At 32.9% G+C, this 15,281-nt stretch carries 12 protein-coding genes; all 12 read left to right on the forward strand.

Features of this window, described 5'->3' with window-relative positions:
* Positions 1–340 precede the first annotated feature (340 nt).
* The 12 genes from ACQKNC_RS05545 (at position 341) to ACQKNC_RS05600 (ending at position 15,263) form a co-directional block, all read left to right on the forward strand.
* Complete coding sequence (locus ACQKNC_RS05545) at positions 341–2,053, forward strand: phospho-sugar mutase (protein ID WP_427423933.1); 1,713 nt, start codon at positions 341–343, stop codon at positions 2,051–2,053.
* Between the two features lie 337 nt (positions 2,054–2,390).
* Positions 2,391–3,119 carry a YveK family protein gene (locus ACQKNC_RS05550; RefSeq protein ID WP_427423855.1) on the forward strand — a complete coding sequence of 243 codons (729 nt, stop codon included), beginning with the start codon at positions 2,391–2,393 and terminating at the stop codon, positions 3,117–3,119.
* A 41-nt stretch (positions 3,120–3,160) separates the two neighbouring features.
* Positions 3,161–3,805: a CpsD/CapB family tyrosine-protein kinase gene (locus tag ACQKNC_RS05555; protein ID WP_427423856.1), complete on the forward strand. Its 645-nt coding sequence runs from the start codon at positions 3,161–3,163 to the stop codon at positions 3,803–3,805.
* 91 nt (positions 3,806–3,896) lie between these two features.
* Positions 3,897–5,201 carry a glucose-6-phosphate isomerase gene (locus tag ACQKNC_RS05560; RefSeq protein WP_427423857.1) on the forward strand — a complete coding sequence of 435 codons (1,305 nt, stop codon included), beginning with the start codon at positions 3,897–3,899 and terminating at the stop codon, positions 5,199–5,201.
* Positions 5,202–5,950: 749 nt separating this feature from the next.
* Positions 5,951–7,189, forward strand: coding sequence for a glycosyltransferase family 4 protein (locus ACQKNC_RS05565; protein WP_427423858.1), 1,239 nt, complete (start codon positions 5,951–5,953; stop codon positions 7,187–7,189).
* 1 nt (position 7,190) lies between these two features.
* On the forward strand, positions 7,191–8,270 hold the full coding sequence (locus ACQKNC_RS05570) for a polysaccharide biosynthesis protein (RefSeq protein WP_427423859.1): 1,080 nt from the start codon (positions 7,191–7,193) through the stop codon (positions 8,268–8,270).
* Positions 8,209–9,318: a capsular polysaccharide biosynthesis protein CapF gene (locus ACQKNC_RS05575; RefSeq protein WP_427423934.1), complete on the forward strand. Its 1,110-nt coding sequence runs from the start codon at positions 8,209–8,211 to the stop codon at positions 9,316–9,318. Before ACQKNC_RS05570 ends, ACQKNC_RS05575 begins: the two co-directional genes overlap by 62 nt.
* A gap of 1 nt (position 9,319) precedes the next feature.
* The gene (wecB, locus tag ACQKNC_RS05580) at positions 9,320–10,456 is read left to right on the forward strand and encodes a non-hydrolyzing UDP-N-acetylglucosamine 2-epimerase (protein ID WP_427423860.1); all 1,137 of its coding nucleotides are present in this window, start codon (positions 9,320–9,322) and stop codon (positions 10,454–10,456) included.
* Positions 10,449–11,513 carry a glycosyltransferase family 4 protein gene (locus ACQKNC_RS05585; protein WP_427423861.1) on the forward strand — a complete coding sequence of 355 codons (1,065 nt, stop codon included), beginning with the start codon at positions 10,449–10,451 and terminating at the stop codon, positions 11,511–11,513. The genes wecB and ACQKNC_RS05585 overlap by 8 nt, the downstream gene beginning before the upstream one ends.
* On the forward strand, positions 11,514–12,620 hold the full coding sequence (locus ACQKNC_RS05590; RefSeq protein WP_427423862.1) for a glycosyltransferase: 1,107 nt from the start codon (positions 11,514–11,516) through the stop codon (positions 12,618–12,620).
* Positions 12,608–13,732, forward strand: coding sequence for an EpsG family protein (locus ACQKNC_RS05595; protein WP_427423863.1), 1,125 nt, complete (start codon positions 12,608–12,610; stop codon positions 13,730–13,732). The genes ACQKNC_RS05590 and ACQKNC_RS05595 overlap by 13 nt, the downstream gene beginning before the upstream one ends.
* Positions 13,733–14,222: 490 nt before the next feature.
* Positions 14,223–15,263 (forward strand): glycosyltransferase, encoded by a 1,041-nt coding sequence (locus tag ACQKNC_RS05600; protein ID WP_427423864.1) that lies wholly within the window; start codon positions 14,223–14,225, stop codon positions 15,261–15,263.
* Positions 15,264–15,281 lie beyond the last annotated feature (18 nt).

Below are 15,281 nucleotides of genomic sequence, written 5' to 3' on the forward strand. Positions count from 1 at the left end.
TTTTTATTGTCCATTTAATGCGCATAAAGGAACCGATATTGTGAGTGAAATTTATGTGAGACAGGTATTTGTTTACCTTCTGATTGGAAAATAGCAGTAGCAAAACTAAAACGCGTGATTAGAATTATTTTAGAGAGTATGTAGATCTACTTAAAAATATCAGAATTTTTAAATTGTTTACCCTTATCGATTTCGACATTAGAAAAATTACGTGTTTGAAATATCAACCAAAATCATTTTATATGATATTTATTTCTTTTTATGCTAGTAAGGTTCTGCATGTTTTTATGATGATATATGTATGTATAGACGAAAGTAAAGAAGGTGTGATGTGAGTGTAATGGAAAAAATAATCGTTCAGGAACGCTTTAAAGCTTGGCAAGCGGCAAATGTCCCCGATTATTTACGCAAGGATCTACAAAGTATTGAGGAAGATAGTAAAGAAATAGAGGAACGCTTTTATCAGTATATACAGTTTGGTACTGGTGGGGTGCGTGGATTACTAGGCGCTGGAACAAATCGTATGAATGTATATACAATTCGTCGTGTGGCGTATGGTCTTGCTCGTTATGTTACGTCGTTTGGTGAGGAAGCGAAGCAGCGGGGTGTGGCAATTGCCTATGATACACGTCATTTTTCATATGAGTTTGCACTTGAAACAGCATGTGTACTAGGTGCGCTAGGTGTGCGAAGTTTTGTTTTTAGTGAATCTCGTCCAACGCCGGAACTGTCGTTTGCAGTACGCCATTTAGGGACAGTGGCAGGGGTTGTCATTACAGCGAGTCATAATCCAAAGACATATAATGGCTTTAAAGTATATGGTGAAGACGGGGCGCAGCTTACATCGACCGGTGCAAATGCGATTGTGTCTTATATGCATGAAATTGAAGATTTGTTTGCTGTTGAGTTGACCAATTTTGAACAGCTCCAATTGGATGGAATAAGTACGTTTATGTTAGATGAAATCGATGAAGCTTATAGTGCGTGCTTGTCTTATTTGCAGGAGCGAAGTGATGTGGAAGTAGCGAAAGATTTGAGTATTGTGTACACGCCTCTACATGGGGCGGGCTTAGTACCGGTAATGCAAGGACTGTCGGCTTTGGGCTTTAGTGAGGTAACTGTAGTAACTGAGCAGGCAGCGCAGGACGGAGCGTTTCCGACAGTGAGTTATCCGAATCCTGAGGACGTGGAGGCATTTAAACTAGCGATGATGCTAGGGAAAGAGAAAGAAGCTGATTTACTATTAGCTACAGATCCAGATGCAGATCGACTAGGTGTGGCTGTCCGTGATGGGGATGGCTATAAATTATTAACAGGGAATCAGCTTGGTGCGTTGTTGTTACAGTATATTTTGCAGGCGAAATCTGAAAAAGGTACACTTACGCCTAATAGCGTGATGTTGAAAACAATTGTTACATCGGAGCTGGGCGCGGCTGTGGCGAAGGCATTTGGTGTAGCAACAGTAAATACGTTAACTGGCTTTAAATATATCGCTGAGAAAATTGAGCAATTTGAACTAACAGGAGACCATTCATTTGTTTTTGGATATGAGGAGAGTTACGGTTATTTAATCCAAAAATTTGTACGGGATAAGGATGCGGTGCAAGTGGCACTTGTCACAGCAGAAATGGCTGGTTATTATGCCAAGCAAGGCAAGACATTGTTGCATGCGCTGGATGATTTATACGAGCAGTTCGGTTATTACAAGGAAGTACTTGAGTCACATGTGTTTGAGGGGCAAGCTGGGCAAAAGCAGATGAAGGGGATTTTAGAAAACTTCCGAGCAAATGTACCGCTTACGCTTGCCGGTGTTGAAGTTGTACGTGTGGAAGATTATTTAAGTGGGGTAGCAAAACTTGCGGACGGCTCTATTGAAGTATTAAAGTTACCGAAAGAAAATGTGCTGAAGTATATGTTAGCAGACGGTTCCTGGGTAGCTATTCGTCCTTCTGGTACAGAACCTAAATGCAAATTTTACTTTGGGGTAGTAGGGGAGAATCGTGATGTAGCAGCCGATAAACTACTACAGCTTCAACAAGCATTTAATCAATAAATAGAGGAATTTTTATAGATATTATTTGATGAAAGTGGTTCTTCCATAAAAATTGGAAGTATTGTTTTTTTGAAAATAATCATAAATATGTTGCAAGTCATTTTTATTATTTGTTGGTTGAAGTAAATTCACTAATGAAAAAATGATAGGCTCATAATTACGAGGGAAGGTTTTAGAATAAACTGAGGAGTACAATAATATAATCAAAAGTGAAGAGAAGGAAAAAATCTCTGAATCCGATTCTATTAATGATAGCTTTTTGAAATTGAATGGCACAGCAGCGACATATTTTTTTGAAAATATACTAACAGGGTATTCGGATAAGGGGTGAAGATCATTGGAGACAACGCTTACTTTACAAGACATATTGACAACAATTCGAAAACGTTGGTTCCTTGTTTTAAGCTGTACAGTTATTGCAAGTGCTGCAGCTGTAATCATTAGCTACTATTTATTAACACCAATCTATCAAGCAGAAACGCAAATATTAGTAAATCAAAAAAGATCTAATATCGAACAATATCAATGGGCACAGAATAATGAAACAGATTTACGATTAATAAATACGTATAATGTCATCATTAAAAGTCCTGTAATATTATCGAAAGTCATAGAAAAACTTGAGTTAGATAAAACATCAGATAGTTTAGCGGAACAAATTACAGTATCTAGTGCAAATAACTCACAAGTTGTAAATATTATAGTTATGGACAAACAAGCATCTAAGGCCGTGAAAATTTCGAATACGTTGGCAGATGTCTTTAAAAAGGAAATCCCTATATTAATGAATGTTGATAATATAGAAATTCTATCAGTAGCTAATCTAATAGATAATCCTAAACCAGTAAAACCAAATAAGCTACTAAATATTATTAGTGCAACTGTTGGTGGATTAATGGTGGGAATCATTTTAGCTTTTTTACTAGAGTTTTTGGATACAAGGTTTAAATCAGAGCAAGAAATAGAAGAAATATTAAATTTACCAATTATTGGTTTGGTTGGAGTAATCGCTCTGGAAAAAGAAACGAATAAATCTATGAAATCACGTAGAGTGAGGAGGAACTAACCATATTTGGTTTGAAAAAAAGTACAAAAATAAAAACTATAATGGCACGTAAACTAGTGACAGATTCAAAATCAATCATATCTGAACAATTCCGAACGATACGTACAAATATTCGATTTTCTTTGCCAGATCAAGAAAAAAAATCACTACTCGTTACTTCATCTATACCGGGGGAAGGTAAATCCACAAATGCTGCAAATCTCGGTGTTGTTTTTGCTCAAGAAGGTAAAAGAGTAATCATCATAGATGCCGATATGCGTAAACCAACTTTACACCATACGTTTAGTACTTTAAATACCAATGGATTGTCAGATGTGTTAACAAGGCAGGAGATTTACTTTAATGTTATTCAAAAAACATCAGTGGAAGAGTTAAGTATTATCCCAAGCGGACCACTTCCACCAAATCCGGTTGACCTACTATCATCGAAGACAATGGAAATACTTATGCAGGATTTAAAGAAGGATTATGACATCATTATTTTAGATGCACCTCCATTATTATCAGTATCAGATGCGCAAATTTTGTCTAATAAATGTGATGGTACTATATTAGTTGTGAATATGGATTTAGTACAAAAAGTAGATGTTTTAAAAGCGAAGGCTGCACTTGTTTCTTCAAAAGCGCAAATTTTGGGCGTTGTTCTAAATAATATTAAAACACCTAAGAACCATTATTATTATTGATCATATCGTTCATAGAAAGAAGGCGTTGATGCGAAATAGAGGACTTTTATGCATTAACAACTTATTCAATCATACGAAATGAGGTCAAACTGTGAGTAAGCAATTTTTGCATACGAACATTCTGAATTATGACTTAACTACTATTGATTGGTCATATTATACAAAAAATGTAGAAGAAATCCACCGATATTTAGAACTGGCAGAGGATGTTCCGACTGGTTGGCTTCATGCACCGCTTGAAGCTTATGATGAATTATTTGTTCATATTGAAAAGACAGCGCATGAAATTCGTAGTTTTGCAGATGTACTTATTGTCATTGGAGTGGGTGGTTCTTTTCTAGGTGCCCGTGCTGTGCAAGATGCCCTGACACCTTATTTTGGTGCACATCATGATGGAATTGAAGTGATCTATGTAGGGCAAAATATGAGTGGAGCTTATATTAAGCAATTACTGGAGAATATTGAGAATAAGAGTGTATACGTGAATGTTGTGTCAAAATCTGGAGGAACTATGGAACCAGCACTGGCGTTTCGAGTTTTACGTCAGTATATGGAATTACATTATGGGGAAAGAGCAGCTGAACGAATTATCGTCACGACAGACGCCAAAAGAGGACTATTAAAGAAAATAGCTGATGCTTCGGGTTATCGACAATTTGTTATACCTTCAAACATAGGTGGTCGTTTTTCGGTATTAACTGCTGCTGGTCTTTTGCCTATGGCAGTTGCAGGGGTTGATATTTATAACTTAATGTCTGGAGCGAAGGTAGCGGCATTAGAGTTTAAAGAATCAAGACTTGAGTATAATGAGGCGTATCGATATGCGGTGTTACGTCATGCATTATATGAACAAGGATACAAAATTGAATTGCTTGCTTCATTTGAACCGGCCTTAAATAAGTTTCATGAATGGTGGAAGCAACTGTTTGGTGAGAGTGAAGGTAAAGACAGAAAAGGTCTTTATCCATCTACAGTAAATTTTTCAACAGATTTGCATGCTATTGGCCAATTTATACAGGAGGGTAGCCCAATTTTGTTTGAAACATTACTTCACTTTCATGAAATTGATGATGATTTGGCAGTACCCTATGATGTACGCAATGAGGATGGACTAAACTATTTAACGAATCGAACATTTAATGAAATAAACGCTATTTCTAAAGAAGGCACAGCACGTGCTCATTCGGAAGGTAATGTCCCGGTTATACAGCTGGAATTACCAAAGCTAGATGCTTATCATATTGGCTTTCTAATTTATTTTTTTATGAAGGCATGTACAATGAGCGCATATTTACTAGGTGTCAACCCATTTGATCAGCCCGGTGTAGAAACATATAAGCGTAAAATGATGGAACTTTTGCAAGAACATAAAGCGTCAAAATATAGTGAGTATTAGATTTATATTAAAATATACAAAACTTCTCATTGTGAAGATGCCCTAAAAGTATTTTATGACTTTTAGGGCATTTTTGTAAAAAATACATTCTTTTTATAAAGTATTCTAAAAAGTTAATAAGTTTACTATTAATATCTGATAGTGTTCGTTTACAGATAAACACATTAGTTTATAGGTGAATGTGATTGGATATTAATATCCTTTTTAATTAGAGTATAAATTTGTTATTTTTTCTATATTTCCGGTAGAAAGGAATATAGATATTGTTCGAGCATATATATGCAATTATAACAATGTGCTTTATCGAATAAAATGAAATGACCAATGTTATAAAGTAAGTAGCACTAAGATTAATTCTAATATATATAACAAATATTTGATTCATCATCAAAAGTCGGGACTTTCAATTTAATAAATAAAGTACTTGTTAAATAGAGTGAAGGTTGGGCGAGTGAAGCTGACTGAATTCGATTTTCGCTACAGATCAAAGCTTCTTGGGGGGGCAGAGTCCGACGGCGAAACCCTTGACTGAGCTTGCAAGGGGAGCAGCTCCTCGGAAAGTGTTCAACTGGAACAAAAATTAACCCCAAGTTACGGTGATGAACCTATATAGGTTCATAATTTGTAATAAAGTACAACGAGGGGAAATTGTGTTGAATGTATTTATCTGGACATTGCAATAACTACTTAACTTATTTAGACATTTGGATCAGTGAGTCATGTGAGCTAAAAGTAGGGGTGGTTTAATGATGGAGAAAAAGAAAAATGTATTATTTTTGTGCCAGTATTTTTATCCTGAATATATTTCGTCGGCTACACTTCCTTTTAACACTGCAATGGCTCTTAGTAAGGCTGGTTTTACTGTCAGCGCATTGTCTGGGTATCCAAAAGAGTACAACTTAACAAATAATGTCCCGCTGCAAGAAACCTATGAAAATATTAAGATAAGTAGACTAAAATATATCCAACTTAAACGTAGTAATTTCATCGGACGATTAATTAATTATTTTTCTTTTACATTTTCTGTAGCCTTACGTTTTAGACAATTGAGAAAGTATGAGGCAATAATCGTTTACTCAAATCCACCAATATTACCGTTAATAGCAGCTCTGGCTAATAAGTTTTTTAACACAAAAGTAGTGTTTGTAAGCTATGATGTATACCCAGAAATAGCTTACTTTACAAACACTATTTCCGAAGATAGTGTAATTAGCAAAATGATGAAAAAAGTAAATAAATGTATTTTTAAACATGTTAATACAGTTGTTGCTTTATCGAATGAAATGAAAGACTATCTACTAAAACATAGAATAGCATTAAAAAAACACCAAATTGAAGTAATCCCTAATTGGTGCGAGGATAAAGCATTCTCTAATGCCACTAAAGCGTCTGAAAATAAACTATTAGAATCCATAAAAACAGATGAAAATCTAGTCGTATCTTATTTTGGCAATATGGGAATATGTCAAGATTTGGATCCGATATTGGAGGCAATCCGTCAATTAAAAAATGATAAGAACGTTCAATTTCTTTTTGCTGGACATGGAAATAAAATGGATAAATTAAAAGAGATTATAGAAACAGAGAATTTGAATCACGCACGTGTTTTTGATTTTTTACATGGACATGATTTTCAAAAGGCTCTTAGTATCAGCGATTGTTTCATTGTAAGTTTATCGGATGGATTGACTGGCCTAGCCGTACCAAGTAAAACCTATAGCTATATGATGGCTAGTAAACCAGTAATCGCTATTATAGGAGCAAATTCTGATATAGCTAGAGATTTAATAGATCATAATGCAGGATACGCTATGCAAGCAAAGGATAGCTCCAGACTAGTAATTGTTATTAAAGAACTCCTTGATGATAGAGTGAAACGCGAAAAAATGGGGGAAAATTGTAGGAAGTTATTTCTTGAGAAATACACGATGGAAAAATGTACTCGAAAATATGTGAATCTTATGCATAAATTACTGGGGGAACAATAATATGTTTAAGGACAAAATATTATTAATAACTGGCGGTACGGGGTCATTTGGAAATGCAGTTATGAAGAGATTTTTAAATACCGATATAAAAGAAATTCGCATTTTTTCAAGAGATGAGAAAAAACAAGATGATATGAGAAAAGTTTACAAAAATGAAAAATTGAAATTTTATATAGGCGATGTAAGGGATGTATCGAGTTTGAAAAATGCTATGCACGGTGTAGATTACATTTTCCACGCTGCTGCGCTAAAACAAGTTCCATCATGTGAGTTCTTTCCATTAGAAGCAGTGAAAACTAATGTAATTGGAACAGATAATGTTCTGACTGTGGCAATTGAAAGTGGTGTAAAAAAGGTAATTTGTTTGTCGACAGATAAAGCCGCTTATCCGATTAATGCAATGGGCATTTCAAAAGCAATGATGGAAAAGGTGATTGTTGCAAAAGCAAAAACAGTTGATCCAAAAAGAACATTAATATGTGGTACTCGCTATGGAAATGTGATGGCATCACGTGGTTCAGTTATCCCATTATTTATTGACCAAATTAAAAATGGCCAATCACTAACAATTACAGATCCAAAAATGACTAGATTTCTAATGAGTCTTGAAGAAGCAGTTGAATTAGTATTATTTGCATTTGAACATGCCGATGCAGGAGATATTATGGTACAAAAATCACCTGCATCGACTGTTTGGGATTTAGCACATGCCATCAGGGAGTTGTTCAATGCGGATAATAACATAGATATTATTGGTACTCGTCATGGTGAAAAACTATATGAAACTTTGCTTACTAGAGAGGAAAATGTGGTTGCACAAGATTTAGGAGAGTTTTACCGTGTGCCTGCTGACAAAAGGGACTTAAATTACGAAAAATACTTCTTAGAGGGTGATCAAAAATTATCCAGACAAGAGGAGTACAATTCTCACAACACAGAAATGCTAAATATTCAGCAAATAAAAGAAAGGTTATTAAAGCTTGATTATATTCAAGAAGAATTGAAAGGTTGGGTCTATGATGAAAATACTAGTGACCGGTTCAAAGGGGTTTATCGGCAAGAATCTCATAGCAAAGCTTAAAAACCAAAATTATACTGATATTCTGGAATATAATAGAGAAACAAACGTAGACTTGTTAGATGAATATTGTAAAGAGGCGGATTTTATTTTTCATCTTGCTGGAGTAAGTCGGCCGAAAGATCAGTCTGATTTCATGGATGTGAACTATGGCTTTACCTCTATTCTTCTTGATACATTAAAGAAATACCAAAATACTTGCCCTGTTATGCTAGCATCATCTACTCAAGCAGAACAAAATAATCCTTATGGTGTTAGTAAAAAGGCTGGGGAGGACTTGCTTTTCGAATACAGTAAAAAAACAGGTGCGAAAATTTTAGTCTATCGTTTACCTAACGTATTTGGTAAATGGAGTAAGCCAAATTACAACAGTGCTGTAGCAACATTTTGTCATAATATTGCACATGATTTACCTATAAAAGTAAGTGATCCTAGCCTTGAAATGAAGCTAGTTTACATTGATGATGTTGTGGAAGAATTGCTTGAAGCCTTGAAGGGGAATGAGAAATCAATCCAAGGCTATTGCCAAATCCCAGTTGTCCATAAGACGACACTAGGGGAAATTGTAGAATTGATTTATTCCTTCAAAAAAAGTAGAGAAGAACGTTCTATTCCTAATATGTCCCACACTTTTACGAAAAAATTATACAGTACATTTTTAAGTTTCCTAAAAGAAAATCAATTTAGTTATGATCTGAAGATGAATGTAGATTTAAGAGGATCCTTTACGGAATTTATTAAGACGCCTGATAGAGGCCAATTATCAGTAAATATTTCAAAACCAGGTATAACAAAAGGTAACCACTGGCATCATTCAAAAAATGAAAAATTTTTAGTTGTAAGTGGTCAAGGTGTGATTCGATTTAGAAATATTAATTCGAATGAAGTAGTGGAGTACTTTGTTAGTGGCGATAAATTGGAAGTGGTTGATATTCCAGTGGGATATACACACAACATTGAAAATTTAGGTGACACAGATATGGTAACAATCATGTGGGTGAATGAAATATTTGATCCTGAAAAACCAGATACAATTTATTTGGAGGTATAAGGTGAAGAAGCTAAAAGTAATGACTGTTGTAGGTACTCGACCAGAAATTATTAGACTATCTGCTGTCATAAATAAATTAGAAAAATCAAATGTTATCGAACATGTATTAGTCCATACTGGTCAAAATTATGATTATGAGTTAAATGAAGTGTTTTTTAGAGAGTTCAATTTAAAGACACCGGATTATTTTTTAAATGCAGCAACTGGAACTGCTATTGAAACAATAGGAAATATTCTAGTGAAAATTGATCCTATTTTAGAGGAAATTCAACCAGATGCATTTTTGGTATTAGGTGATACAAACAGCTGCTTATGTGCGATTGCAGCGAAGAAAAGACATATTCCTATATTTCATATGGAAGCGGGAAATAGATGTTTTGACCAAAGAGTACCAGAAGAAACAAATAGAAAAATTGTCGATCATATTTCAGATGTTAACTTAACGTACAGTGACATTGCAAGAGAATATTTATTAAGGGAAGGGCTACCAGCAGATCGAATTATTAAGACGGGGAGTCCGATGTTAGAAGTACTCAATTCAAGAAAAGTGGATATAGAAAAATCAGATGTAGTAGCAAGGCTAAATCTTAAAGAAGTAAATTATTTTGTAGTATCGGCACACAGAGAGGAAAATATTAATTCAGAAACAAATTTTTTAGATTTAGTAGATAGCTTAAATGCGATTGCAGAAATGTATCAGATGCCTGTCATTGTTAGTACACATCCTAGAACTTTGAAGATGATTCATGCGAAGGAGATAGAGTTTAATCCTTTAGTAAAAATAATAAAGCCTTTGGGATTTAATGACTATGTAAAACTTCAAATAGAAGCAAAGGCCGTATTAAGTGATAGTGGAACGATAAGTGAGGAATCTTCCATTCTTGGATTTAGAGCGCTTAATATTAGACAGGCACATGAAAGACCCGAAGCAATGGAAGAGGCTACGGTCATGATGGTAGGGCTGAAGAAAGAGAGAGTTTTACAAGGATTAGAGATTTTAAAGACACAAGAGAATTACGATTTAAAAAGAGTTGTAGATTATAGTATGCCAAATGTGTCAGATAAAGTGCTTAGAATTATTTTGTCGTATACGGATTATGTTAATCGTGTGGTTTTTGGAGAGAATCAACATGACTAATTTAAAAAATGGATTAGACATATTATTAATTTCTCCCTTACCTTCACCAGCAGGAGGAATAGCAACTTGGACAGAGATGTATTTAAAAAGCGAACTTATAAGAAAACAAAATGTAAAAGTTATTAATACTTCCGTTAGAGGAGGTAGAATTTATAGCTTTAATAATAAGAAAATGCTAGAAGAAATAAAGAGGAATGTTTCGATTTATATTAACCTAATTAAAACTTTGAAAAAGAACAAATTCGATGTTGTTCATTTAAACACTTCTTGTTCTACAACTGGTATGATCAGAGATTTATTGTGTGCAAGAAAGATTAAGAAAAATGGTTACAAGTTGATATTACAATGTCACTGTAATATACCAAGTATGTTAAATAATAAATTTTCAACTTGGATTTTTAAAGAACTTATTAATCATACTGATACGATTCTTGTTTTAAATTCCGATTCAAATCAGTATGTTAAGAAAGTATTAAAAAGAGAAAGTTTTATTGTTTCAAATTTTATTGACTATAAGGATATAAATCACTCAGGCTTAAAGTATATATCTGACGAAATAAAAACAATAATTTTTGTAGGTCATGTGAATCGATCGAAGGGGTGTAATGAAATTATTGAGGTATCTCAAAGCTTCCCTAACATAAACTTTCGTCTAATAGGTAATATAAGTGATGATTACAAAAATATCGATGTTCCTGAAAATGTTAAATTAATTGGAGAAGTTTCTAAAGATAACGTATTAATAGAAATGAAAAATGCTGATATATTACTGTTTCCTTCTCATACGGAGGGATTTCCCCTTGTTGTTTTAGAAGCTATGGCTTGCGGTTTACCGGTTATCGGTACATCAGTGGGCGCTATTCCTGAAATGATTGAACAAAAAGGCGGAGTTTTATTTGATGTTGGAGATGTACCTGCAATAATTAGGGCTGTTAATGAGATTCAAGATCCCTCGATCAGAAGACAAATATCTAAATGGAATCAAAATAAAATTAAAAGCTGCTATTCAACTGAAGTTATTATAAAAAAAATTTGTGATATATATGAGGGGTTATAAATGAGGAAACGAGTATTAATTGTAGTTCCGACTCTTGGAATTGGAGGCGGTGAAAAGCTTGCGATTGATATTGTTTTAAATTTAGATGTACAAAAGTACGAAGTGTTACTACTATCTTTATTTCCTAAAATGGGAACGGAATTTGAAAGTATCATAAAAAAGAATAATATTAATATTCAATTTTTGAATAAAAAGCTGGGTTTTGATCCGAAAGTTATTTTAGCATTTGCGAATGTAGTAAGAAAATACAAGCCCCATACTATACACACACATCTAAATGTTGTTCCATATGTTTTACCAGCTACTATTCTTTATGGTATTAAAAATAGGTTCCACACTGTCCATAGTGTTGCAAGTATGGAGTCAACAGGATTTCTAAAAAAAATAATGAAAATTACTTATCGTTTTTTTTCATTTACTCCTGTAGCTATATGTGATGTTGTAAAAACAACAATATGTGAAGAATATGACTTGCCAGATGAGAAAGTTCCTTGTATCTATAACGGAGTTAACACAGAAATATATAAAAAATTAGAGAGAAAGCAAAATACAAATTATATTAACTTTATTACTACTGGTAGAATGCAACATGTAAAAAATCATAATCTCATGATTAACGCATTTTCAGATGTTGCAAAAAAGTATGATAATGTAATGTTAACCATTTTAGGGGATGGGGAACTTCGATTAGATATTGAAAAACAAATTAAAGAACTAGGTCTAGAAGAAAAAGTAATTTTAAAAGGTGTTGTAAGTAATGTAGCGGAGGAACTTAACAAAGCAGATGTTTATATAATGACTTCAAATTATGAAGGATTACCTTTGTCTGTACTCGAAGCTATGGCCAGTGGTTTGCCTATAGTAACAACTAAAGCAGGTGGGGTTATAGACATAGTAAAGCAAAATCAAAATGGATTATTAGTTGACGTTGGGAATCGAGAACAGCTTACAAAAGAAATGTCAAAGTTGGTTGAGGATGTAATGTTAAGGCAGCGTTTCGGTGAAGTTTCTTTTAATATGTCGAAGCAATACGATATACAAAAATGTGTAGAAAAGTATGAAAGTTTGTACTTAAGCAGCAAGGATAATAGATTATGTTGGTATTGAATATAATATTTACATTATATATTTTTATTATTGTTTTAATACACCAAATTGGCTTCTTAATTAATATAAAAGTAAATAAAAAACAGTATATGTTTATTTTAATCTATTTTGGAATTGCATATGCTTTTCTAGCATCACAAATAAAGCCTCCTCCTCTGTGGGATCTGTTTCATCATTACAATGAAATAGATAGAATGAGAAGTGGTGGTATAAACTATGCTCTTACACAAGGAAGATACAAGGAACTCTTCATAATTAATTTTATTTACTATGTTGTGTCTTTATTCGATTACAATAATTTACTAGTTTTTATCACTATATTGATTGAGTATATGATATTCACGTATATTACATGTGATTTGAAAGAAAAATTTGATCGCGAAAGAAATACCATTGCTTTTTCAATTAACTTTTTTTTATTCTTTGCCTTGGTTAACATAGTGTTGTCAATATCTGGTATTAGAAATGTATTTGCTTTTAGTATAGCCTCTCTGGCAGTATACATGGATCTATTCAAACAGAGAAAAGGTATTTTAAAGTTTTTACTCTATATACTTCCAATTTTTATTCACCCATCTACAATTATAGTGCTTATTGCCCGAATATTTGTTTTAACTCCGAAAATGTATAAATTAGCCCCCTTGTTAATAATATGGGGAATGTTTGCTAATTATATATCAAAATTATTAGAATCATCTTCAATTGGAGCATTAAAAACTGCAGGATACTTATTAAAATTATATGGAGAAATTAGTTATATTACTGATAATCGTGTTGTTATTGTTAACGTCATATTTGTTTCGATAATTATGATAACTTGTTTTTATATTTTAAAGAAAAAACACTTGAATTATACTAATGGCCAACTGCGCTATATTACTTTTATTATAATTTACTTATTTGTAGCACTTGGTTCTTTGCAAAATGTATTAATTTTTAATCGTATGTTATATGGATTAGCTTTTTTAATATTACCTTTAATTCATATTATTCTACAAAGTCTTTCAACAAAGATAAGAACTCTTTTTGTTATTATATGTATTGTTTTCTCTACAGGAATGATCATGTATCAAGGACTTGAATTATTTTATGCAATTACTTATTACAACTAAAATATTTTTTAGATGAATTTATACACTACTGTTTTATTAGAGGCAACTAAAAAAGTGGATTTCTCATAAAACTCCTAACAAAAATTTGCACCTGACCCTTCCGTTTCCGCGGGTGAGTGTCGGTCCTATTCCTACACTTCGTGCGGTGTCTCTTAGCCCGCAGTCACATGTTCCCGTAGCTACGCTTTCTCTCAAAAAACATCTTCCGCTGCAATAAATCCTTTTAACAAAAGTAAAGCATTAGCAAATAATTGCTAAAAAAATATTTATATATTGAACAAAAAGTTCAAATGAATAAGAAATACTGTGGACATTCGCACCTAGCAAATTTTTTCAACGACGAAAGCGCAGTAGTATATGCATGAGTGCAATGCAACATCTGTTATTTGTGGCCAGCTCGAATGTATGGATAACAGCATGCAGGATTCTTAAGTTCAACTTGCATATTTTATATTTTTTCAGTAGCCTCGTTCTATTTAGGGGGGATATGTTGGTTAAAGTTAGTGTTATTGTCCCAATTTATAATTCAGAAATATACTTACGTCGAAGTATAGAGAGCATACAAAATCAGACATTAGAAGATATTCAAATAATATTAGTCAATGATGGATCGACGGATAATAGTTTGTCTATTTGTAAAGAATATCAAAAAAATGATATTAGAATAGAGATTATTGATAAACCTAATGGCGGAGTATCTTCATCTAGAAATGCTGGAATTGAGATTGCAAAAGGTGAATATATAGGCTTTATTGATCCAGATGATTGGATAGAACGCGGGATGTACACAAATTTATATGAACAAGTTAAATCTTCGGATGCTGAAGTGTGTATAGGAAACTATTTAGTTGAAAATAAGGGGAAAGTTACTCCAGATTTATTAAATATCAAACAAAACTTATTAGTAGGAGAAGAAATAGTCAATCTCATTATCGCTAATATGATAGGGAGTTCTAATTTAAATAGTAATGCATCTACGATTATGGGAAGCGTTTGTCGCCTAATAATAAAAAGAGATTTTATCAGTTATTATAATTTTAAGTTTGAATTAGGAATTCCTTTAATGGAAGATCTCATATTTTGTGTCCAAGTATTATTAAAAAGCAAAAAAGTTAGTATAAATAGAGGTTTATATTATCACTATATGATTAATTCGAATTCTGCAACTTCATCCTATAGGGTGGGTATGATCAATATACAACATGAGGTATATCAAATTTTAAAAAAATTATTACAGAATGAAATTAAGAATAATTCTATTGTCGAACAAAGGCTGCAGAATAGATATGTTAGCATGTATATCCTTTCAATAGCAAATGAAGTTCGAAGAGAAAATGTTAAAGAATATTCAGAGAAAATACTAAATATAAAAAATTTGTGTAAAGATAAAAAATTAAAAGCTATTCTGAAAAAAGTAGATATGAAAGGGTATACATTAAGGAAAAAGTTTGTTTTAACTGCATTAAAATATGAACTTAGTTTACTTTTATATATTTATTACAAATTTTTGTTGAAATTAGAAAGTAGGTAAAAAAGGGAGAATATGCTG

It is taken from the genome of Lysinibacillus sp. NPDC094177, assembly GCF_050279145.1.
Classification (GTDB): domain Bacteria; phylum Bacillota; class Bacilli; order Bacillales_A; family Planococcaceae; genus Lysinibacillus.